Consider the following 22,679-nt stretch of genomic DNA (forward strand, 5'->3'; position numbering starts at 1 on the left):
TCCGGGCGTCGCCGTCGACAGAAGACGCGCTCGCCATCGTCCCACAGGATCTGGAGGCTGTTACCCATTGGCATCGGAACCCTATGCAGGTCTTTATCGGGCGAAGGCTACCATCATGCCGCCGCCCGTCATGGGTTGTGAGACGCTACATTCGTTCCCACGGAAGCAATGACCATATCAGGATACACCTGGGCGACCGCGGTGCCATCGATAGTAGTCGGCGGAACTTGTTGGGGCCGGCGGTCGCGCTACGTCGACCGCCTCCAGCATCAGGCCAGGCACCACTGAGGCTGTTTCGGCGAAGGAGATACGCCCGTGAAGTCCGATGAAAAGATGGGGCAACGGCACACCGGAACTCTTTTGACATCGACAAGCATGTCCCTCGCGAGCATCTGTTAAGAGGCGTCGCTTGCTTCCTCGACCTTCGTGATCGACGTCAGCATCCCGCGCTATTCTACAGCCCGATGGGATGGCCATCGATTGATCCAGGGCTCATGATCCGCGAGTTGATCGTGGGCTATTGCTTCGGTGTCCGGTCCGGACGCAGCTCATGTGAAGAGGTACATCTTACGTTGCGTATCGATGGTTCTGCCGCGTGCCTCGGGCTGGACGACGCGGCCTTAGTTGCGTGGCATGTCTTGGACGGTGGACGAAGCAGTCGTCAACGCTCATTGATAGGGATTCCTATTATCTACCCCGTGACCTGGCCATCTCCGCCAGCCTGACAACGCTCCGACGACCTGAGAATAATCGCGCCTGCCGCGCAGAGCCACGAAACCATATTCATGCCGCCATCCTGCATGGGGGACAGGTTCTGATCTGGGTCGAGCGGCCGGTTGAGTTCGCATACCGGCCACTCGATTTTCTGCGATAGATAGACCGCTTCGGGTCGGGGACTGCCGACCGCGTCGGGCGGGTGTCGGCCACCAGGCGACATTCGATCATCCATTCGCTGGGACATGCAGACGTCAGCTCCTCGCTGCAAAGCGGACGAACTAGGAAAATTGGCTATGCAATCCCATATTGCAAAATAGTGTCCCGACCGTGGCCCTCGCGGCGACTTTGTCCTAGACGTCAGTGTCAGGCAGCTTTGGACCTGCGCCTTGTTGAGGCGCCTTCTTCGATTCTCGCCAGTACGCGCTTGCCCGAATCAATCACTGTCGAATCATGTGTCACCTGATAGCGCACAATCATGCCTTCTACGCAGAGCATCGCATCTGCGGCGACGGTAGCAGGCGACTGGAGCCCGAGGCGGCCAGCAAGTTCAGAAATGTACTGCTCAAGTGCGTGCTTATGGGATACGGCCTGCTGAAGGTGCCCCGGGTCTCCCGTCGACCCGGCTTCGGCGACCACATTGATAAAGGCGCAACCACGGAAGTCTTCCTGCGCGAACCATTCACCCAAGGCTTCCGCGATGACGGACAGCTCGGCTCGCTGAGCAAAACGAGCCTCCACCTCTTCGACAAACCAGCGCATCCAGAACTCATGACGACGATCCAGGAACGCTGCAATAAGTTCGCTCTTGGAGGCGAAGTGCCGGTAAAGCGACATTTTTGCGACGCCTGACTCGGCGATGATCTTGTCGATGCCCGTGGCACGGAACCCGTCCTGATAGAACAGGTGCGCCGCGGTTTCCAATATCCGGTCGCGTGCGGAGGGTTGTGACATTTCGGCCCCTTTTTTTGCCAAATCATGTTTCCATTATGGCAGACAGACCTGTCTCTGGACAGGCGTCGAGAGGCACAGAAATTTCTTGACAGACAGACCTGTCTACACCACTATTGATACAGACCTGTCTCAATCATTCAAGATGGGTACGTCAAGGAGACTGCCATGTGCCCCTCGGATTGCGAAGTCACTGCCCTTCATCAAGCTCTGCAGGCCGATAAGTTGAATCCGGCCACATGGCGCTGGTACAGCGAGCTGGTCGACCACCAACGACTCGCGCTTCGCCTCAAAGAAGACCAGTGGGTCGTCGCGATTGACGGCAGCGACTTTGCATGCGCCGAGGGCCTGCACGCGGCCGTGCGTTGGGCGCACATCATGACGCACTCGGGCGGTTACATCACCTTCGCGGTGTAAGCGAGCGAAGTCCGCCATGCACGCGGCCTAGTCGCCAGACTAAGCGATCGAGAACACGCAGGACTGCTCTTATCCACCCTTCGGCCCGGAATCGGGTCTTCATCCACCAGCCATTGAGGTAACACCATGTCGACTAACACTGAACTCCGTCCGCCGCTTCCTCCTTTCACACGCGAATCCGCCATCGAGAAAGTGCGCCTGGCCGAGGATGGCTGGAACAGCCGCGACGCTGCCAAAGTGTCCCTCGCGTACAGCCTGGATACTCGCTGGCGCAACCGTGCTGAATTCGCGAACGGCCGCGATGAAGCCCGAGGGTTTCTTGAGCGCAAGTGGAAGAAGGAGCACGAGTATCGTCTGATCAAGGAACTGTGGGCGTTCGGCGGCAATCGCATTGCCGTGCGTTACGCATACGAATGGCATGACGACTCCGGCAACTGGTTCCGGTCCTATGGTAACGAGAACTGGGAGTTCCGCGAGGACGGTCTGATGCTGAATCGCTACGCTTGCATCAACGATTTGCCAATCAAGGAAGAGGAGCGGAAATTCCATTGGCCGCTCGGCCGTCGTCCGGATGATCATCCCGGCTTGTCGGATCTCGGCCTCTAATAGCTAGGCTGATCGTATCGATTCAGCTGGAAGAACGCGGGGAAAAATGGCAACGGTGAGGCAGTCTCTGCGACGACTGTTGGACCGGCCAGCCTTTCGTAGACATCTTCGAGTCATAATTTATGGCAACCGAGGAGGTCAGGATGAGCGTCAAGCGGTACACGGATGAGCTCAAGATCGAGGCAGTCAAACAGGTAACCGAACGGGGTCATTCGGTGGCGGATGTGGCGCAGCGGCTGGGCATCACAACCCACAGCCTTTACGCCTGGAAACTGAAGTTCGGCAAGCCCGACGTCGTGCGGCAAGCGGAGCTGGATCAGAGCGCCGAGGTTCGGCGACTGAAGGCCGAGCTCAAGCGCATGACCGAGGAGTGCGACATTCTAAAAAAAGCCGCCGCGTACTTTGCAAAGGGATAGCGGCAAGGTACGCGTTCATGCGAGCCCATCTCGGCGAGTTCCGCCTGCACTCGATGTACCGAGTCCTTGGCGTGCATCGCAGCGGTTATTACGTCCGGCAGCGGCAGACCGTCGGTGTCCGCAAGCGTGAGGATGATCGATTGCTCGGTCTGATCAAGCATTCCTGGCTGGCCAGCGGCGGCGTCTATGGCTACCGCAAGGTCACGGTGGATTTGCGTGAATCGGGAGAAACGTGCAGCCGTCACCGCGTCCATCGCCTCATGAAAGGCGAAGGTCTGCGGGCAGAAGTGGGCTATGGCAGCAAGCCCGGCTATCGGGGTGGTCCGGTCGGCGTAATCGCCAACGTGCTGAACCGTGAGTTCGCGCCAACCGCACCGAACCGGGTCTGGCTAACGGACATCACGTACATCCGGACCTACGAGGGCTGGCTGTTTTTGGCGGCTGTTATGGATCTGTACTCGCGCCAGATCGTCGGCTGGGCTACGCGCTCGACGATGACCAGCGATCTCGTTTTACAGGCGCTGTCGGCTGAGGTTTGGAAACGCAAACCGGGACCCGGTGTCATGGTGCATTCCGATCAGGGTAGTCAATTCACGAGCGATGACTGGCAGTCATTCCTGAAGGCGCACCATATGGTGCCAAGCATGAGTCGGCGCGGTAATTGCCACGACAATGCCGTGGCCGAGAGCTTCTTCAGCGCCCTAAAAAAGGAGCGAATCAAGCGGCGCATCTATCCGAGTCGGGCGACGGTGACCTCGGACCTGTTCGATTACATCGAAATGTTTTATAACCCGGTTCGTCGGCATGGTTCCGCCGGCGATCTTTCACCGATTGAGTTTGAGCGGCGCTACGCGTTAAACGGCTCGTGAGTGTCTATGAAACTCTGGCGGGTCCAATTCGCGCTCCAGGCGTCTATCCGGTTTAGGTAGCCGTAGATGTATATTTTCGGCAGCACTGCCGGATGGTAGGAGGGGCGGCCTGTCGTCGAAGGCGTAACACTGGTGATGACCCTGCCTCGTTTTCACGTACAGCAACTCATGCCGCGATCAAGCTGGCCTCGTAGTCGACGGGGGTAAGGAAGTCGATCGAGGTATGCAGGCGCTGCCGATTGTAATAGCCCTCGATCCAATCGACGATATCCAGGCGGGCGTGAGCACGCGTTTCGTAGTGAGTCTGGTAGATTCTTTCGACCTTCAGCGTCTTGAAGAAGCTTTTCATCGGGGCGTTATCCCAGGCGTTGGCACGGCGGCTCATTGAAACGTTTATCTTGAACCCGGCGGTCAATTTCCGGTACGCGCGACTGGCATATTGGGCGCCGCGATCGGAGTGCAGCAGTAATCCCTGTGGCGGTTTGCGTTGCCGGCACGCGCTGCGCAACGCCTGGCAGACCAGATCCACGTTGATCCGCTCGGACATCGACCAGCCGACGATGCGCCGGCTCGCCAGATCCAGGATCGCCGCCAGATACAACCAGCCCTCGCCGGTCCTCACGAACGTGATGTCGCTTACCCAGGCTTGATTGGGCCGCCAGCCGTCGAAACGCCGATCCAACAGATTCGGCGCCACTGGCAAGCGATGCGTCGAATCCGTCGTCACCCGATACGGGCGCTTGGAGACCGGACGTAGCCCCCTGGCGTTGCAGGCTGCACGCACGCGTTCGGCGCTCACCGGCCGGCCCTGAGCTCGCAACTGCCGCACGATTCGAGGACGGCCATAGCTGCCGCGGCTGGCACGATGAACGGCGGCGACCTCAGCGTCCAACATGGCATTGGCCGGTGCCCGCCGACTTGGCTCCCTGCCGCGCCGCCGGCAATATACGCCGCGCGACACACCCAGAACCCGGCAAAGCCGACTTACGCTGTACTGGACGCGATGTGCGTCAATCCAGGCGTACCTCACCGCGCCCCCTTTTCGAAGTACGCCGTCGACTTTCGAAGAATTTCGATATCCAGCTTTGCGCTGGCCAGTTCCTTACGCAGACGGCTGTTCTCGGCCTCCAAGTCGCTAACCGGACGAGGACTTGAGCTCGGTGCACTCGACGCCGGCGCCGCTGCGACCTGCGCAATGCCATCGCACTGATCACGGCACCAGTTCCCCAGCGTCGCCACCGGCACGCCCAGCCTGCGAGCAGGCTTCACGCTGACCGACGCTCTCAGCGAGCCGCACCGCCTCAACCTTGAATTCCTTCGTGTACTGCCGTCTGGGTACCACGTGCTCCGCCATGTTCTTCACCATACAGGTAAAAAGTTATCAAACTTCTCGCTGTACGTGGAATCGAGGCAGGGTCAAGGTGACTGGCGGCGTCATCTCGTACATCACATGCAGCTGCCCGGGATGCTGCACGCTCGCGTCGTGATACCGCCAGTCTACGACGCGATGCTGCTTTCGTTCGTCGAGCTTGCAATTGCGCGGATGCCCGGCGTCATTCGGATTGTCGTCGACGGCAGCATGCTCGCGGTCGCCGCGCGCGGCGAATGGCAGGCGAGCGTCGGGCAGCGTGCGCGCGCCGCAAGTTGCAAATGGTCGCGCGGGCCGCCGCTGCCCGATCGCGTCAAGGTTCACGAGGACCTGAAGCGCTTCGCGACGCAACCGATCGAGGTCGTCAATACGCATGCGGCGACCCCACCGGCCTCAAAGACGCTGACCGCGACCTTCCGGAAGAATTATCTGCTGCACGGTTCCATCGGGCCATGGTACTCGGTCGAGCAGCTCGAGAATGGCGTGCTGACTGTGTGGGCCCACTCTCTGGGCGCCTATCCGCTGCGCGATGCGCTCCCCGAGAGTCTTTCGATGGCGAAGCCGAGCATCCGTTGCATTTACACCGAGGCACCGGCCGCTGCCGGCACAACGGCGCGGACGACGCGGCCGCGATGCCGGAAAAGAGGCTCAGGGTCCAGTGGGTGCCCGAGCAGGAAGGCGCGTGGGATCAATTCACGCCCGCGATGGTCACCGAGATCAGCGCGTCGATCGACGCGAGCGACCACATCGTCGACTGGCGGTACGCGCAGTGGAGCAGCTCGCACAACGCGCAGATCGTCAAAGCCGGCCGGCTGCTGCCCGCGCTGATGCTCGAGACGCTGCCCGTGTCCGCGCTGTCGATGCCAATGCTGCGGCAGGAGGGTGGCGGCGGTCGCAACGCGATTCCTCTGTACACGTTCCCGAAGATGCACATCGTCAACAACTTCTCGCCGACGATGCCACCTCAGACCTCGGCGATGCGTTCGCTCGGCGTGCACACGAACGTGTGGCCGATCGAGAGCCTCCGGATGAATTCGCGCACGTGGCCGACGTCGATCCGGTCGAGTTCCGGCCACCCCAACACGAAGGACACGCGCACGGCGCGTGGTCCAGCAGGCGGCGGCGCACTTCGGCTGGCGCGGCCGCCGCGGGCGCGCGATCATGGCCTCAACTTCCCGTTCGGGAGGTGCAAGAGCCTCATGGCGTATGTCGCGATGGCGATCGAGATCTGGGCCGTCCCTGAAACCGGCCACGTGACACTCGAGTACGCAGACGTGGCCGTCGACGCCGGGCAGGTCATGTCGTCCGACAGTATCCGAAATCAGATCGAGGGCGGTATCATTCAGGGAGTGAGCCGGACGCGGTACGAGGAACTGAAAACTCGAAGCGGATCCGCAGCTTCGACAGGAACGGGTACTCGATCCAGCGCTTCTCGGCGGCGCCCCGTAGCCCGAGGTTCACCTGATCAACCGCCCCGGTTCGCCGTTTCTCGGCGCGGCCGAGGGCTCGATGGGGCCAACCGCAGGCGCGCTCGCGAACGTGATCTTCAATGCGACGGGGCAGCGCAAGCGTGAAATCCCATTCGCAGGAGACGAACTCCGGAAGCGCATCGAAACATAGACACACAAGAATGTATTGAGGCGTCGGCTTGTACCGACGCCAATGACCCACCAGGAGGGCATCCGCAACCGATGGATACACTGCTTTCGATGCGCATATTCACGCGCATCGTCGAGACGGGCAGCCTCACGCGCGCATCGGACACGACTGGCATGACGACGCCGTATGTGTCCAAGCTGTTGCGTACGCTGGAACAACATCTCGGCTGCCGGCTGTTGAACCGAACGACCCGCAGCCTATCGCTGACCGAGGACGGCCAGGAATACTACGAACGCTGTGTCGCCGTGCTGCGCGAGATCGACGATATGGAAGCGTCGGTCTCGCACGCGCGCAACGCGCCGCGAGGTCGCCTGAAAGTGAGCCTGCCGCCGGCGATGGCGAAGCAGATCGTGGTGCCTGCACTGCCCGCCTTTCTCGCCGCCCATCCGGACATCACGGTAGAACTCGGCGTGACCGATCGTCAGATCGACCTCGTCGGCGAGGGCGTCGACTGCGTCGTGCGGGTCGGCGCACTCGATGACTCCGGGATGATCGCGAAGCGGATCGGCAGCCTCACAACCTGCATCTGTGCGGCACCATCGTATATCGAACGACACGGAGTCCCGGAAACGGTCGACGAACTTGCGCAACACATCGCGGTCTGTCATGTCTCAGCCGATACCGGCCGCCCGCGGATCTGGGATTTCGTCGTCGACGGCGAGACCCGCGTTGTCCAAATGCGAGGAATCGTCGCCGTCAATGAAGCGGACACCTACATCGCGTGCGGGCTCGCAGGTCTCGGTCTGATCAAGACCACGCTGTTTTTCGTTCAGCCGTACCTGAAGTCCGGCGCGCTGCATGAAGTGCTCGCGGATTTCAGTCCGCCACCGCGGCCGGTCTCCGTGTTGTATCCGCCGAATCGTCACATGCCGGCGAAGCTAAAGCTGTTCGTCGACTGGCTGGCCAGCCTGTATGCACAGATCGCTACGCTGCAGGGCAAGCGAATCTGAGCGGCGACTGACGCGCCACCGGCACCAACCATGCGGATCAACTGGACTGACCTCACTCGGCGAACGCGTCGCCCGCCTTGGAACGCGCCGCTGCCATCGGTGCTGGCGGCGGTTCCCCGGTAGCGCCTGCAATTGGGCCAGCAGCTCTATCCGCTCCTTCCGGTGTGTCCTGAAATGAAGGAGCGGAACTATAACTGTCCTCCACTTCAGTCTATCGAGTCGGTATAACAGCCCCGATAAAGTGCCATCGTCAAACAGCTCCGGGTTCAAGTCTCACTACAATTTGAGGCTGATCTCCCGATAAAAGATGTCATTTATCAATTACGTGAAATTTAGCGTTGCGAACCTTGCGCCAAGCGTATCATCGCCTCTATATCATGGTACATGCTATCTAAGGAACTGGGCGACCACACGTCGTTCGACGGCAAGACGGCTGGCTGTATCTGGGTCGTCCCCGAGGAGTTCCGTCGTCACCCGAACGCCGACGATCTTGGGGACGCGCGGGTGCTAAGTGGACTCGCCGACGATTTCACGCAGGTTAACTAAGAATTCATAACGCTTTGCCGAGCGACGCTGGATTGCTGATGTAGCGGTGGTCGGCGAGTCATCTACGACGATGTGTGCGCGCACGCCGCTCGCGCTGAGGCTGGCGATCGCTGTCCACCACCGGCGCCGGATTGGAATCCAAGTGTGAGGTCCGTTAATGTGGTGATGCCTTGCGCTCGCCGCCAGCTAGAGGCCGATACTGTCGCTGATCTGGGGGCATGGTATGTCCACATTCCACGACTGCTCGCTCACATCCGGGACCACATTTGCGTCCCGTATATGCTCACCGCCAGGGTGTGTGATGCTGCGAAATCCAACTGGGCGGCCTACCACGCGTTGGCCCCCCACCAATGCCGGATCCCTTCGAACATGCTGCTCGCCGACCACCCTGCGTGCCCCCGGAGAAGATGCGTGAGAAAATAGCGGCTCTCCGCCAATCGCACTAAACGCAGCAGGTTTTGCCATGCCGTCCAGCACGTTCGTTCCCAGCATTCCCGCAAAATCGGAAGTCGATTTCGACGTGTCGGCCGGTAGCCGGTTGCGTGGCTATCGCCGATTTTTTGGCGTGCTCCGTGTGGTGCGCAAGACCGACGGTCGTCTTCTCTTCCCGTTCGACGGAGCCCCGGATATCGGTCCGTTTTCAACGCAGCAGGAGGCGCTTGCGGCCGCCCAGGTAATGGGTGAGCGCATTGTACAGGGCGATCTGGATCACCCTGACATGTAGTGGCAACCGTACTGGTCGCACGACGGGTCTGTCCAGCAGGGCTCGTCGCGGCGATCTGTACCGCCTCGACACTACCGTTGTGGCTGCTTGATTGAGCTAGCTGGCCGATTAATCGTCTCGTCTAGCGAAATTAAGCGACCTCAACACCTCTGCGTAGCCGCAGCCGTGCCGTGGAGCGACCATGAACGCCCCTGCCCACCGGCCGACCCGGTGGCACTTTGCGCCGTCCACAGCGACCTTAACGGCCGCTGCGACGAGACACTGCATCGCATCGAAAAGGCGTCAGGTGCCGATGCACGAGTCACGCGCCGCATGCTCGTCGCGTCGCGACGGCACTGACCGCCGCTGCATGCCGAGCGAGGGCGTCCACTTCTTCGACTGAGCCCGTCGACATCCCACCGCTGCGACGCCAACGGCTACGCGGTTGCCGCTGACTACGCGCGGGGACAGTCCACGGCGTCACGCCTCGTAGCGGAAAATGAGGTGCCATGCCGATGATGTGCGGACGCTGTACCGTTCGGGCGAACCGCTACCGTTGGCTGGTCCCAGAAACCGTTGCGCCCGAGTCCGGTGCATAGATTTGCGACAGGATTTCCGCGACCAGTTCAATGGTCCCCAGCACTTGGTTCGTCAACATTGACGAGCCATGGGCCAATTCGTTCCGCAAACTGGGAAGGCTCCTTCGCAGTATCCTCACCAAGTCCCAACCCTGATCTTCTGGAGTAGCGTTGAGTGACTCGTCGTCGTCGACCTCTATGGCGTCGAGTTGCTGGTCGATCATCGTTTGGAAGATTTCCATTGATCGGCGCTCCCGCGCACGGTCTTCGGCGACTCGATGCCACCGACGGAAACCTTCGTTTCGGATGAGGCCTTGATCTATTGCGTAGTCCAGCAGGCCGGACAGCATTGCGTGTGGCTGCCTTGGACGCTGATATGGCGGAGGCAGTCGAGCGGGAAACCGTAATCTGAGCCCAAGCTCCAGTGTGAATAGCACTTGGCTTTGAGCCACTGGAAAGAAGCGGTATACGTGCCAAGCATAAAGGTAGAGGTTACGGGCCGTCTCGAACTGAATGGCCACGGCTTCCGGAACGTCGACGATGAGCTGAATGGCCTCGATGTCGTGGTGGTGAGCGACCAGGGACGGCAGAGCCTGCCCAGGGAACGTCGTTGTGCGCGGGTCTGGGTCTGCCGTGTTTTCGGGGTTCCGCAAGCTTTCGGCGGCGTTCAAGATGGTCGATTTCATGGCGGTTAATTGCGAGGCTGACTCATACGGGTAATCTTGCGCGTTTCGCCGGTGCTGGACCAGCTCAATGGAGTCTTCGAGGTTCGTCTGATACACCGGAACACCAAGCGGGAAACAGTGGCCCTTGCTGCGTAACGGCCCCTTCTTGGCGTGGGCGGGTTCGCCGATATTCCACGCTGCGCTGGCTGTGTCGCTTCCCTATTCCGAGTCGCGCTTGCGCGCCGGGCCCCTGATTTTTGACTCAGTCTTGCGGCGTGTCGTGAACACCCTGCACATCCGTGCCGATAAGCATCGCGAGCTGCGAATGAGGATTGATGCGAGCCTATACATCAGTCCAAAGAACGCGCAAATCCATGGCCACATGTAGCGAATGAAATGCGCCGGCAACACGGTGAGCTTGCGCAAGGCATAAAGGCTCCGTCGTGTTTCTGAGTCGTCTCTATCGTCCATCGCGACCAGCTTGACCGTGGAGCCTGCAATCTTTGCGCCGACGAGAGCCGAAAAGATCAGGAAGTAAAGCCACCTATAGGTTTTCCCTTTCGTGTCGCTGCTAACCTTTTTATTGAGGCGTTCTTGAGTGTTGCGAAGGGCGACCAGTGCAGGAATGATGCATTCGCTCGAAACCGCCATAGTCGAGAGCACGCCGTCCTTATCGATCTTGCCATCGATAGGATCGGGATATGCCGGACAGAATGTGGGGGGAGTCATTTGACAACGTTCAGACGTAGGCGCGAGCTTCTGTATGCCGTTGCCGAGATCCTGTATGGGGCAGATCATCCTGTTGTATGCAGCAATCTCTCGTCGGATGGTCAGGATGTCTTGGGCATCAAATTGCCTTCCGTTCGCCCTATACACATCTGCCGACGACTTCGGGCCAAACGTCTCAAAAATCACCGGGATGGAGGTCGTATAATCGAGCAGCGTTTGTTGTACGCCTGAAGCCCATTGACATGACAACGTGCTGTCATGTTCAGTTTCGCGACACCAAGTCTCATACGCTACGGTCTGCTTAAGCAGGTACGCGCTTGCGGCCTGAGAGGTGTTGGAGCTGGCCCGCAATTGGCCGACGTGATCATTCGTCTGCGCGTCTACTACAAAGAAAATCGCCGCCAAAAGGCCCAATGCAGTCCAAACGTGGTCGTACAAGTACCAAAAGTTCTTTTTGAAGCGGCAAATGTCGACGAGCAGAATCGACGTGCTCCACCCCAGCAACATTCCCGTAACGACCAGCGTCACCGTCCCAATCGTACTCCCATATACGCCAGCACCTCCGACATAGTACGTTTCCGGCAAGGGGGAAAGCTGGGGCCAAAGCGAGGCAAGGCTCAAGGTTCCGGGTAATACGATTAGCGCAGTCGCATACACAGCACCGCTCTTTCTTGCAACGACATAGCCTGACAGCATCGTCCAACAAGCGATGCAGACCGTTGTCACAATGAGTAAGCCGAGAATGGGCATGGCCGCCTCTTGTGCAGACCAGTAGCTCGCCACAATCCTGCCGTGTGGATCGAGCTGGACGAAGTTGATGGAGCGCAACCCGAGACCGTCAAACGCTTGTTGAATGTTGTACGCAGCTCCTAGCAAAGTGGAAACGTAAGGCCACAGGAATGTAAAAAGGACGTCCTTCATTTTTTTTAATATTGGCTCTTGAGGGGTGATCGCCCAAGGTGGCGATAAAGCGACGGGCGCGAACAGAGAGTGATTGTTCCATGCTGGGGAGTAAGCTATTCGAGATCCCCTCGAAAAGCTCTTCCAACACGTGCAGCTGGACTCATGGTCGGCTCAGTGACACCACATTTCATTGTTCCACTTAGCTGTTTCGCGGCCGTGCCGGGCAAGCAGATCAAACACCTCTTCATCAAGCCGATCCAAAGTTGTCGGTACGCGCGCTGCTCGAGTCGCGAGTTCCTTGCTGAGCCAATTATGCTCATTCAAAGATGTCCCGCTTACTCTGTCCTTCCACTTTCTGAAAGCTGTTTCAGCGTCGTCGCCGATGCGTAGATACAAACCAGCGCCTGCATTTGATTGAAGGAAATTGGCGAAGCTTCGGACCCTCAGCGCCCGAGTCTGCTCCAAAGCGATGTCGGCAATTCGCCGGAAGCGTCTTGGGTTCAGCGGGTGTGGTATCGGCTTCCGGAAGAACGCCGCTCCCGCATCGGACACGATCAACCGGGAAACGCGCTCGTCACCTGAATTCTTGAGTCGCTGCTTACCAACATCAAAAAGAGGTTCAATTCCAAGGTTGTCGTAAATTCCACCGTCATAGAGATGCAGTCGCGCATACGGCATGTCATAAGGTTTTTCGCCGTCTGGCGAATTCCAATGTTCGCGCTTCATCCACTGGAAATCCCTCGTCCGGATTGCAAGCGGGCCGATAAGGCCGGGGAATGCGGCCGACACCGCAAGGGCGGAAGCGAGGTTCAGGTGAGAAACTGACGCATAACCGGATTGATAGTCGCCCATCCGGCCACCTTTGAATCGAAAACGTACACCGGTCTCGCCGCTAGTTCCATTGATGGACCAGACAGGGATGTGCTTCAGGCTTCCAATCGGGACGTCGATTTTCCAGACGGCCCTGATAGCCTGCTCAATGATGTTGGCCCGCGACGTCAGGAATCGCCAGTTCAGCGGATTGCCAAGCATACGGAACAGCGCCGAGCGCTGCAGCGAGGTCGTAGTCAGAACGGTCCTGATATCCATGAACACCTGGTCCCTATAGGCAACCGATGTAGGCCATTCATACTTTGACCTGCTCATTACAAGCCCGACAAAGAGACTTCCACCGGAGACGGACGACACGTGACCGACGTCCTCGAGCTGCCCCTGCTCTGCAAAATACTGCAGCACCCCCGCGTGAAATGCCGCCGCTCTCACTCCACCGCCCGATAGTGCGAGGCCGAGTTCTACCTGTCCTTGCGTTCCAGTAGTCAAGATTTCTCCAGGCCGGTCAAAATGGTGACATCGGAGTCGCCGACAATGAGCATTACGCTTGGCAGGCCGTCGTTTGCCATGACGGTCGCCATATGGTCAAGCAGTGCGTAGTCTTCGGTGCTGGGCCGACTGGAGACGAAGTCAGGATGCGAGTGCCACTCGCCAACATAATCAACGATGCGCGCGGTTCTGCGACGGCACTCGTCGAGAGCTTCCTGCAGTCCGGCAGTCCCGCGTATGAAACCGGTCCGCTCCTCAACGCTGTCCAAAGGAGCCGGCAAGGCATCAACGAGAAAGCAGGTATTCAGCGGAAGATCCCAATATCCGAGCAGAACACCTCCGGTCTCGTTGGGCAGGCGGCGACCGCGCATCGTGCGCAACTTGGCGAGGAGCTCATCATCCCAGACGACCCGCCATCCGCCACTCTCCCCGAACAGCGGCCTGGCGACAGGAATATCGGTTGCGAGCAAGCTGCTGGTTGAATCGTCAAGCGTCCAAACCGACATTCGTGCTTCTGGAAACCCAGCACTCAGGCGCAACTGACGAGCGAGGGTTGCCGCGTGCAGGTTTATCAATTCAGCCGAAATCACGGCCGATATATCTCGACATCCGCCGCCGACCCATAGCTGTCCGTAGTGGCCCGCAAGGTGCTGTGCCCCCCAATCGCTCTCTAGAACGGCGCGGTAATACTGTGGTTCCAGTGAAGAAAGCCTTACGCTACGCTGGTCGTCCTCCAACAGGAGAACTGAGCCGAAACCCGATGGTGTCAAGAACGTTGACGCGGAACGCGGGACCTCATCGCTAGAGGACAAATCCCGTGGCGCATTGAAAGACGTCGTGGCATCGACCAGCAAGGCCGCCGATTTAATGGCTTCCTTCACGGCCGGAGCGGCGTCAGCAACTTTCGCATGTATTCCAGTCGTTACATCAACGCCCGGGAAGAAGTTCCTTTGCATCAATTCCGCAACGGCAATCGCCTTTGACCGCCCAACCTGATCGTATCGCGCTTGGTGCCGCGCTACGTTGTGCGCCTTCAGCACATCGTCATCGACCACCGTCCACTTGCCCCAACCGGCTCGCGACCACATGTCTGCCATCGCGCTACCCAAGGCCCCAACGCCGGCGATGAGACCGTCAAACTCAGCGCCTTCGTTCTTCACCCCTGAAATTGCTCGCGCATCCGCTTTGGTCGGTGCGATACGAACATCCAACGGCTCGACTGCAAAAGCGCGCCACCCATCTTTGACTACTTCCGCTCCATCAACGACAGGCGCGAGCCTCGCCATCGAGTCGATGTAGGCCCTTCCATCCTTTCCGTCGATGAGCACCCCGCAAGCGATACCCAGTTGCGCGATGCTCGCCTTGACCAGGAATCCTTGCAGATCCACTCGCGCTGGCTCAACATCCGCCGCAGCAACCACCGGCATTCGGACGACAATAACGGTCCCCAGACCGCCCGGCTTCAACTCCAGCCCTTCGGACGGGGTGCCAACTTCGATCATGCGGTTCAGTTCGCCAATAAGGCTCGAACCTCGCTCGACCAGTTGATCTTCGAATTCTCCCAGTGTGTGCGGATAGTCACTGATCGCGTGATGGACGATGGGTGCGATGGCAATCGGCAAAACATCCGCAACAGTTTTGCCAGCCTGCCCGACCGATTGCCTGGGCGCGAACTGTCCGACGAACACCTCCGCGCTGCCCGCGCCGGATTCAACCGCATGAAGAGATAACACTTCACCCGACGAAAGCGACCGGGCGTGGAAATCCGGCGGGAGCACCAATTGCCACGGCGTGACGAAATACATTCGCTCCAACGGCTGGTCGTTGCGATGCAACGTTCCAAGCGAAGTTTCCCTGAGCCACCACGTGATGCGAGCGAGATGTCGTTCGGGTGTCCAAGCACGCTCGACGGTGTTCCACGGCTCGAAGTACAGGCACAGTGAACGAGGTTCGTCAATGCCAACGTGATTTTGATGTAGCGTCCTTGGAAAATCAGCGCGCAACGCGCGAACGTCATACGGAATCCCTTCTCCCGGCCGATATATCAGCAGGAGTCGCTCCCGCGGATTAATGCCGACAGGATTACGCGAGGGGACGGTACCGTCACAGCAGTCGACCTCGATAGCTTCGGCGACCCGCATGTTCGTGCCGTTCTGATTGAGTTCGAATGCACGCAACGCGACGACGTCGAACGAGGCGGTCTTCTTGCAAGTGTCCAGAAGACGCCGAGCAGCTTCTGTCTGAAGCTGCCCGGCATTGACGCCAGGTAGCAGCGTGCCAAAGTCAGCGAACGCCGTCCCCATTTAGCCCGCCCGAGGTGCGGCCACAGCCGTGGCAAGCGCGGCGGCCGATGCCTTGGCGATATTGCAGGTAATGCCGTAGATATCGATCTTGAATTCGATCGGTTCCGGCTTGAACGCGTTGGGCTCTTCCATGGTCACAAGGAACCTCGCTCCCCCGACCTTGCGAAGGTGGGTCTGATAGCACTTCTTCGCTTGGATATGGGGCGGTTGCGACTGCTCGCGACCCTCGCGCGTGTCGAGAATCGGACTGCTGGAGCTTACGATGTACGCACCCGCTTTGCCTTTCAGCAACAACTCCTTCACGCCCGGCTTGGGTACTGTCTCGAAATCCCCCTTATCGTCGCTGAGTGCGTATGCGCTGCAGTGGTGTGGAATGTTAAAGAGATCCCACTCGAGCCGGTCCACATTACCGTGGAATTTCGTGATCGCAACGATGTCTTCGAGCACGTTCCACGTCGAGTCACCCACCGCCAGGTAGTCGTACCGCTGCCCCGCCTTCTCGAAACGAACGTTTAAGATCAGCGACGCCTCGTTGCGCAGGTCGTCACCTTCGTCAACGTGTTTGATAAACGGCGAGTGACAGAAGAACTCAACCCCATCTTCGGCGAGCGTGTATTCAGGCACAAGCTGCCCCGCATCCGTGATCAGATGCTTGCGAGATTCGAGCGTCAAGCCATTTTCTTCCAGCCATTCCTTGAGCAAATCAGGCTTCGAAAACACCCGGATGCCCTTTCCCTCACGAAGGCGATAACGTGCCTCCTGCCGCCAGATGACAAATTCGGAAAACTGATTGTCGTTGGTGCCGGACTCGAGAATCATGGCGGCAGGCACCCACAGCGTTTTGATCTTGATGCGATCGCCCCCTTGATACTTCAAGGCATGGCGAAGCTCGAAGAATTCCGTGCTATTTTCGAGATGGTCCTTGTCACCGTGAGTGAACGCGACGACGTCGAAATAGTCCCGTCCATCCGCCTCCAGTTCGTCGAGAAGACGCTTCTTGAGGTTGATTTCCGGACATTCGCCAATCTCCGTCTTTTTGAGGTGACGGAAATCGAACAATAGGCGCTTGCCATTCTCGAGGATGATCTGACTGGTATCGCCGTCCCCTACTGGATAGAACCGTACATGCTGTGCCACTTGGAACTCCCGTCCATGATTGCAGAGCCTCACCGGTACACGATCCAGTGGGAAGCCTTGTTAGCGAGAAACCGCTCGCCAGAAGGCTGCGTCGACTGCGTCAGTCAGCTCCCGTTAGAACAGAACGAGAGCCACGTGCAGCGCTCGACCTCCTAGTTCATTGAACCCTTATTACTTGGGTCTCGTGTGGATGAACCGGCCGTATCCGTAAGATACATCTAACGCCCCGCACATGCAACTCGTGACAACAGGTTCGTTCGGGTGTATCTTACGGTAGATAATGAGAAGAATTTCGCCAACCCAAAGCGCTGGAGATGTAGCCATGTCCCTTGGGGCAAAACTCAACACATTACGCTTGCGAAAGGCCGAGTCCTTGCAAGCCACGGCGGATGCAGTCGGTGTAACCAAGACCCATATATGGGAGCTGGAAAAGGGCAAGAGCGCCAATCCGACTGCTGAATTGCTTGCCAGATTGGCGGCTCACTTTGAAGTAACAGTGGATTTCCTCTTAGATACCGGTCGCGACACACCCTCTGAAGATGACGAGGCAACAGTGTTCTTCCGAGACCTCCAACTGCTCTCTGAAAGGGACCGGGCTACGGTCAAGCAGATGATCAGGCATTTCAAGGAAAGCCTGGATCACAAATGACCCGTTCGGTAACGCTAGATTTGATGGAGCTCGATGGGAAAGCTAGCCCAGAGGCGCTCGCCGACGAAATCTTCCGGCAGAATCCGGGGATGCCGTCCCCCGTGCCACTTGAAGAGCTATCGCAACTTGCCGGCATTGAGTCAATCAGCGAACTCGAAAGCGATGGATTCGCCGGGATGCTTGTAGCCAACGCGGAGAAGTCCCGAGGAGCCATCTTTGTCCGCGCAGGCACTGATCCGCGTCGACGCAGATTCACCGTTGGCCATGAACTAGGTCACTTCCTTCTTCCATGGCACAAACAAGAGCGTTTCGAATGCAGACCCGCTGACATCAGCATCTCCTCGGCCGTCGCCGCGAAGAGCGGGAAAATACCGGACATCGAGATCGAGGCAAACGCATTCGCTGCGGAGTTGCTTATGCCTCGCCACGATTTCAAGAAAATGATGAACGCTAATGGCGAGCCGGAACTCGAGCACGTCGTCGATTTGAGTTCGCGGTTTGACGTAAGCGTTGAGGCAACTATCTGGAGATATAAGGCACTGTCGGACTATCCAGTCGCATTTGTCTTCGCCCATAACAACGTCGTGCGCTACTGGACCAAAGGCCCCGACTTTCCGTTCTCACTTTGCGTTCGAAAAGGCTATCCCCTTCCGCGCCGACGATCTACCACCGCCCGGAGTCTCGAGTGGGAAAACGTGCCCGCATATCTTTGGCTTGAAGAAAAAAAGCGACCGCCCTTACCGGAAACCATCCTAGAGCAAACGCTACAGCAACTTGACGGCTACAGCGTCACGCTGCTTTTTGTCGACGAACTGCCGGAAGAGGAAGACGAGTAAGAATCGGAACTCCCGCTCCAGCCCGCCGCAAGCTGCGGCATCAACGGATTGAATGCAGCTAGCTCCTCCCACATCAAGGAAACCGAAAATTTGCGAGGTTAGGCTGACATGTCGATACGTCATTGATTTTTAACGACTATTCACATAAATTTCAACTTGCTGATTTATGTGGCCAATTCGCATCCGCTCCCGCTATGCTGAAGATCATCAAAAAAGCGAAGCAACGACCAACATCTCCGGTCTCTCCCGGCCACCACGGTTTCGCTTGTTGCATCGGTTTGTCGATGAGGTAATCGTCTAAATTTTTGCCGACCAACCATTTCGGGAGCGCGCCTGGCCGGACTATGATTTCCCGGACGAGGAATCGTAGTACTTAGCTTGCAACTTCTTGGGTACCTCTTTTATAAAGCCAGCAGCCCTCAGGAGCTCCAGTTCGGTGATGCCGTACTCCTCACCTTCTCCCGGATCTCGGCGAGCACCGCCGCCTTCTCTTATGCAATAGACATTCTCAGAGCCTAAAATTCGGTGCGCCAGATAATAGCCAATCTAGGGCCATCGGATCGATGTCCGTTCGTGGCCGAACTCGGAAACGAGCCGCCGGTGATCACTGATCGCATCGTAGCATCGAACATCGAACTTCCGTAGCCGACTCTTAACAGTCGATCGTCAGCGAGCGCATACAATGTCCGCTTGCAAAATACAACAGCCGTTCGCTTCTCTGGGCTGTCCGGCCGACCATCGGCCTATGTCGGCCTTAGATGTAGTGCATGCGGGGCGAGCGGAAAACCCGGTCGAGACCGGAAAGAGCGTAAAAATGACGAACAAAAACCTGCCATGAAAAAAATGCCAATAAGTGTTCACAGCATGTTTGAAGCATGCACTCTAAATCGTGAAATTTACAGAGATTTACCAAACGCAATTTACGCCCCTCCCGAGATAGTTGATATCAATGACCCCGAAAAGTTCGACGATGCAATCGCTCAATTCCTGGCGTCGGAGGAAGGTAAGCACTTATCCCAAGAGGGATTGCTGCGATTAATACGAAGAAGCTTGGTCGAATGCAAAGAATTTTGCGATTCTCTGATCGCCGCGAGAATCGAAAGCTTTTCGAATAAACTCAAAAGTTTGCCGCTTGTTGACTACAAGGTGGTAAAGTCATTTCACGGCGTAACGATAAATGGTAGTGACGTTCCGGTAAAATTTGGATCGCTCGTTGTCTATGAGCTGCCGCGCCACGTGGACGAAATTGCGAAGCTATTGCCATGGGCTGACCACTCAGGGATTCGGGACGAAAAGCACAAAAGGACAGTCATTGAGTGTTCGACGAAAGCGAGAGACGAGGTAAAAGCACTGGAGTTGGCCAACACCGTGTTCAATGCCTTCGACCTGCTGATCGCGTTCTTGCTAAGTGAAAAATATACCGACCGTTCGCTAGGTATTTTGCGGATGAACTTCGCGTCCCGTCAAGACGCGATAATAAGCACTCGCGGTGGAATTTTTTCTGGCGACGAGGCGAGGAACTTGCCAAACGACCTCCTTGATATCTCGAATCTATCAATGTTTCTCCCGAATGGCAGAGAGGGCATGCTTGATCAATTTCTTGACATCGTCATATCACCAAAAAATGATCTAGAGAAGAGAATTTCCAAGGCCGTCGAATGGACTGGAGAGGCCTACTCGGACAGCAATCGATCCAGCGCTTATCTCAAGACGGTCATAGCATTGGAAGCGTTGTTGAAGATAGACGAGAAAGGCATAATCACACCCTCAATCATGTCTAGTATTGCGGAACAGTGCGCATATTTGAACGGCAGGTCAATAGAGGAATGTCTGGCGATCGAAAGGAAAGTTAAGGTGCTATACGGTCGGCGCTCCAAAATCGCGCATACTGGTTCTACATCAGTATCGGCTAAGGATCTCCGGGAAACGCGTGCGTTTGTTCGTGACACGATATGGAATTTTATTCATTTAGCGAAAAAGCTAAATCTCAGCAGTGTTGACGCCTTTCAATCGACCTTGCGCCAAAGAAAATATCGGGACGGTGGTCTGTAGGCAGTTGACGGCCCAGACTGTGTCAAAACATCTTTTTGAATGGCTAGAATTCCGCGTCCGATAGCGAAGGATGAGCGAAATGAAGCGATTCGTTGAAGGTGGCGTTCGTGTTTCTATGCCCGAATATCGGTTTCAGTAATTCCTCCGATTCCGCGCACAACAACTCGGCGGCGTCGTACACGTCCTCACGCCCGCAGCTCTCCCGGTGTTTTGACACAGTCTGGGCCGACAGCCGCCCAACGTGGGTGGCAGCACCCGACCCCTTCCGGCCGTCGAGTAGCGCAAGGGAATTGCACCCTCACGCTCTCACGGATCCGGACGTGAATCTCTCGATTCATCCGGCTCTTATCGTCCAACCGCCGCCTCCACGCTCCAGTGGGCAAACAACCCGGGCTGCCGGGATCGGATCCCCGACAGCCACGCCCAGGCGCGCGCCGGACGTCTGGAAAGAGACTTGTACTTCCGCCGTGCCCACCGCACCAGCGCCGCATCAACATATCGCAGCACCTGCGCGAGGACCGACCGTGAGAACCGCCCGTAGTACTGAATCCAGCCCCGCAGAATCGGACGAGTGTAATCCGCCAGGTCATCCAGCGTCAGATCGGAACGATGCCACAGCGGCTTGCGACGCAACTCCTGGCGCATCGCCTTGGCTGCTTTATTGCTCACCGCCGGAGTAAAACCGACAGACAGTTTGCCCATCCGATTCATCACGCTCCGTGGCCGGAACGTATAGCCCAGAAAGTCGAACTGGCAGGTTGGATATTCCACAGGCCGATTGGCCTGCTTGCAGTACACGATTTTGGTCTTCTCTGGATGCAAGGCCAACTTGCACTCCGCAAGCCGAACCTCCACTTCCTGCCGCAGCAACCGAGCTTGCTCTTCGCTCTTGCAGTGATAGATGGCATCGTCCGCGTAACGCTCGAATGGCACATCGGGGTGATGCGTTTGCATCCATCGGTCGAGAGCATAATGGAGAAACAGATTGGCCAGCACTGGACTGACGACACCACCTTGCGGGGTGCCCTTGTCCGGTTGCATCACGGTCCCATCCGGCATTTGCACGGGTGCCTTGAGCCAGCGCTCGACGTACAGCAGCACCCATGCGCAATCCGTGTGGCGGCGCACCGCTCGCATCATGAGTTCCCAGTCGATGCTACCAAAGAAATTCTTGATGTCGAGGTCCAGCGCCCAAGCGTAGTTCCAGCATCGCTGCCGAGCCACGTCAAGCGCCCGATGCGCAGACCGCCCAGGACGATATCCATATGAATCGTCGTGAAACACAGGCTCCACAAGCGGTTCCAGATATCGCTTGACCACCGTCTGAGCGATGCGATCAGAGATCGTGGGTATACCCAACGGCCTCGTCCCCGCACCTCCAGCTTTCGGTATGTCAACCCGCAGTACCGGTGGCGGCATGTAACTGCCGGACGACATCCGATTCCAGATTCGGTACAGATTATTCTTCAGATCCGCCTCGAATTCCTGCATCGACTGTTCATCCACGCCCGCCGCACCACGGTTGGCCTTCACCTGTTTATATGCTTCCCATACCTCATGTTTGGAAATACTAAACGGCTTTGCTTTATCCACGCAGGTCCTCCCCTTGCGGGTTGCCCGCAGCATAAAGCCAGACGATGACGCCCCTTCGGTCCAGTCCCATTACAGGACCTTCAACCCTACTATAGGCGTCTCCGCCCCTGTGCCCCGCATCGGTACTCTCATCCTTGTGGAGTCCTTCCACTTGAATTTCTCCCTTCACATCGGGACGACAGGTTCCCAAGTTCCTTACCAAAGCCTGAATCGAAGTCAGGCCGCCTATGTGCCGGATGCCGATCGGGCCGTCGGCAGGCATCGCCCGATCTTGTCCCGGAGCAAGTGGGCTCTCCGGTTTCGACATCTTCTGGGACAATTTCGACACGTCTTCAGCGGTTCACTCGCGTTCGTCTCTTCGATCCTTACCTGACAGAGTTGAACTCTGCCTTTTCCATCGACGCTCACCACGCGGACTCTTTACCCGCGCAGCTCGTGGTGGTTTGGAGCCTGCCCCTGCAGGCCGACTCCGAAGGGCCTTCCTTCATCTCTGGTAAAGCACCGCAAGCATCGGTCATCTGACGCTCGCGTTCTTGGCACACCCCACTCGATTGTCAATTGGGGGGATGGAGCTTTGTGGGGACGGGTTTTCAGCCGGTCGGGTAGCGATGATGCCGTCAGAGATATCGAAGAATCCGACAGGCAGTTACCGGTCCTGGAGAGATCGCATCGGAAAATTTAGACGCACTTTCGTTGAAAACCCGTAAGGCCGGG

At 57.7% G+C, this 22,679-nt stretch carries 15 protein-coding genes and 4 pseudogenes; 10 read left to right on the forward strand and 9 right to left on the reverse strand.

What is annotated here, in order from left to right:
- Positions 1-365 precede the first annotated feature (365 nt).
- A pseudogene (locus NQV17_RS29445) lies at positions 366-598 on the forward strand (transposase); the annotation flags it as partial.
- 482 nt (positions 599-1,080) lie between these two features.
- On the opposite strand, the gene NQV17_RS29450 reads toward NQV17_RS29445, so the two are convergent.
- The gene (locus NQV17_RS29450; protein ID WP_124489441.1) at positions 1,081-1,668 is read right to left on the reverse strand and encodes a TetR/AcrR family transcriptional regulator; all 588 of its coding nucleotides are present in this window, start codon (positions 1,666-1,668) and stop codon (positions 1,081-1,083) included.
- Positions 1,669-1,833: 165 nt separating this feature from the next.
- Between NQV17_RS29450 and NQV17_RS29455 the strand changes: the two genes are divergently transcribed.
- The 3 genes from NQV17_RS29455 to NQV17_RS29465 all read left to right on the forward strand — a co-directional run bounded on the left by NQV17_RS29455 (position 1,834) and on the right by NQV17_RS29465 (position 3,973).
- The gene (locus NQV17_RS29455; RefSeq protein WP_257774971.1) at positions 1,834-2,082 is read left to right on the forward strand and encodes a hypothetical protein; all 249 of its coding nucleotides are present in this window, start codon (positions 1,834-1,836) and stop codon (positions 2,080-2,082) included.
- 126 nt (positions 2,083-2,208) lie between these two features.
- On the forward strand, positions 2,209-2,688 hold the full coding sequence (locus NQV17_RS29460) for a DUF1348 family protein (RefSeq protein ID WP_134256696.1): 480 nt from the start codon (positions 2,209-2,211) through the stop codon (positions 2,686-2,688).
- A 143-nt stretch (positions 2,689-2,831) separates the two neighbouring features.
- Positions 2,832-3,973, forward strand: a protein-coding gene (locus tag NQV17_RS29465; RefSeq protein WP_257774972.1) for an IS3 family transposase whose coding sequence is annotated in 2 segments (ribosomal slippage) — positions 2,832-3,069 and positions 3,069-3,973 — 1,143 coding nt in all. Because the reading frame shifts where the segments join, the coding sequence is not laid out codon by codon here.
- Positions 3,974-4,139: 166 nt separating this feature from the next.
- Here the strand turns inward: NQV17_RS29465 and NQV17_RS29470 are convergent.
- Positions 4,140-5,339 (reverse strand): annotated as a pseudogene (locus tag NQV17_RS29470) (IS3 family transposase).
- Between the two features lie 52 nt (positions 5,340-5,391).
- Here NQV17_RS29470 and NQV17_RS29475 point away from each other — a divergent pair.
- From NQV17_RS29475 to NQV17_RS29485, 3 genes and pseudogenes are all read left to right on the forward strand, one after another.
- A pseudogene (locus NQV17_RS29475) lies at positions 5,392-6,962 on the forward strand (molybdopterin cofactor-binding domain-containing protein); the annotation flags it as partial.
- Between the two features lie 71 nt (positions 6,963-7,033).
- Entirely contained in the window at positions 7,034-7,951 is a 918-nt protein-coding gene (locus NQV17_RS29480) for a LysR family transcriptional regulator (protein WP_257774973.1), read from the forward strand.
- Positions 7,952-8,960: 1,009 nt separating this feature from the next.
- Entirely contained in the window at positions 8,961-9,221 is a 261-nt protein-coding gene (locus tag NQV17_RS29485; RefSeq protein ID WP_257774974.1) for a DUF6723 family protein, read from the forward strand.
- A 529-nt stretch (positions 9,222-9,750) separates the two neighbouring features.
- On the opposite strand, the gene NQV17_RS29490 is transcribed toward NQV17_RS29485, so the two are convergent.
- From NQV17_RS29490 to NQV17_RS29510, 5 genes are all read right to left on the reverse strand, one after another.
- On the reverse strand, positions 9,751-10,560 hold the full coding sequence (locus NQV17_RS29490) for a hypothetical protein (protein ID WP_257774975.1): 810 nt from the start codon (positions 10,558-10,560) through the stop codon (positions 9,751-9,753).
- A 102-nt stretch (positions 10,561-10,662) separates the two neighbouring features.
- The gene (locus NQV17_RS29495; RefSeq protein WP_257774976.1) at positions 10,663-12,093 is read right to left on the reverse strand and encodes a hypothetical protein; all 1,431 of its coding nucleotides are present in this window, start codon (positions 12,091-12,093) and stop codon (positions 10,663-10,665) included.
- Between the two features lie 153 nt (positions 12,094-12,246).
- Positions 12,247-13,395 (reverse strand): patatin-like phospholipase family protein, encoded by a 1,149-nt coding sequence (locus tag NQV17_RS29500; protein ID WP_257774977.1) that lies wholly within the window; start codon positions 13,393-13,395, stop codon positions 12,247-12,249.
- Entirely contained in the window at positions 13,392-15,698 is a 2,307-nt protein-coding gene (locus NQV17_RS29505) for a ThiF family adenylyltransferase (RefSeq protein ID WP_257774978.1), read from the reverse strand. Before NQV17_RS29505 ends, NQV17_RS29500 begins: the two co-directional genes overlap by 4 nt.
- Positions 15,699-16,835 (reverse strand): hypothetical protein, encoded by a 1,137-nt coding sequence (locus tag NQV17_RS29510; RefSeq protein ID WP_257774979.1) that lies wholly within the window; start codon positions 16,833-16,835, stop codon positions 15,699-15,701.
- Positions 16,836-17,157: 322 nt separating this feature from the next.
- On the opposite strand from NQV17_RS29510, the gene NQV17_RS29515 reads away from it, so the two are divergent.
- The gene (locus NQV17_RS29515) at positions 17,158-17,484 is read left to right on the forward strand and encodes a helix-turn-helix domain-containing protein (protein WP_257774980.1); all 327 of its coding nucleotides are present in this window, start codon (positions 17,158-17,160) and stop codon (positions 17,482-17,484) included.
- A complete protein-coding gene (locus NQV17_RS29520; protein WP_257774981.1) occupies positions 17,481-18,320 on the forward strand; it encodes an ImmA/IrrE family metallo-endopeptidase in 840 nt (279 codons plus the stop codon). Before NQV17_RS29515 ends, NQV17_RS29520 begins: the two co-directional genes overlap by 4 nt.
- Before the next feature lie 238 nt (positions 18,321-18,558).
- Here the strand turns inward: NQV17_RS29520 and NQV17_RS29525 are convergent.
- A pseudogene (locus NQV17_RS29525) lies at positions 18,559-18,799 on the reverse strand (H-NS histone family protein); the annotation flags it as partial.
- A gap of 211 nt (positions 18,800-19,010) precedes the next feature.
- On the opposite strand from NQV17_RS29525, the gene NQV17_RS29530 reads away from it, so the two are divergent.
- Positions 19,011-20,372, forward strand: coding sequence for a HEPN domain-containing protein (locus NQV17_RS29530; RefSeq protein ID WP_257774982.1), 1,362 nt, complete (start codon positions 19,011-19,013; stop codon positions 20,370-20,372).
- Positions 20,373-20,717: 345 nt separating this feature from the next.
- Here NQV17_RS29530 and ltrA read toward each other — a convergent pair whose 3' ends face one another.
- Complete coding sequence (ltrA, locus tag NQV17_RS29535) at positions 20,718-21,965, reverse strand: group II intron reverse transcriptase/maturase (RefSeq protein WP_257774983.1); 1,248 nt, start codon at positions 21,963-21,965, stop codon at positions 20,718-20,720.
- Between the last annotated feature and the right edge of the window lie 714 nt (positions 21,966-22,679).

Source organism: Burkholderia sp. SCN-KJ (assembly GCF_024656005.1).
Classification (GTDB): Bacteria; Pseudomonadota; Gammaproteobacteria; order Burkholderiales; family Burkholderiaceae; genus Burkholderia.

Bases quoted from the DNA above. Each gene is read 5' to 3' on its own strand.
- NQV17_RS29450 (WP_124489441.1), bottom strand. From the start codon at position 1,668: ATGTCACAACCCTCCGCACGCGACCGGATATTGGAAACCGCGGCGCAC.
- NQV17_RS29455 (WP_257774971.1), top strand. From the start codon at position 1,834: ATGTGCCCCTCGGATTGCGAAGTCACTGCCCTTCATCAAGCTCTGCAG.
- NQV17_RS29460 (WP_134256696.1), top strand. From the start codon at position 2,209: ATGTCGACTAACACTGAACTCCGTCCGCCGCTTCCTCCTTTCACACGC.
- NQV17_RS29480 (WP_257774973.1), top strand. From the start codon at position 7,034: ATGGATACACTGCTTTCGATGCGCATATTCACGCGCATCGTCGAGACG.
- NQV17_RS29485 (WP_257774974.1), top strand. From the start codon at position 8,961: ATGCCGTCCAGCACGTTCGTTCCCAGCATTCCCGCAAAATCGGAAGTC.
- NQV17_RS29495 (WP_257774976.1), bottom strand. From the start codon at position 12,093: ATGAAGGACGTCCTTTTTACATTCCTGTGGCCTTACGTTTCCACTTTG.
- NQV17_RS29505 (WP_257774978.1), bottom strand. From the start codon at position 15,698: ATGGGGACGGCGTTCGCTGACTTTGGCACGCTGCTACCTGGCGTCAAT.
- NQV17_RS29515 (WP_257774980.1), top strand. From the start codon at position 17,158: ATGTCCCTTGGGGCAAAACTCAACACATTACGCTTGCGAAAGGCCGAG.
- NQV17_RS29520 (WP_257774981.1), top strand. From the start codon at position 17,481: ATGACCCGTTCGGTAACGCTAGATTTGATGGAGCTCGATGGGAAAGCT.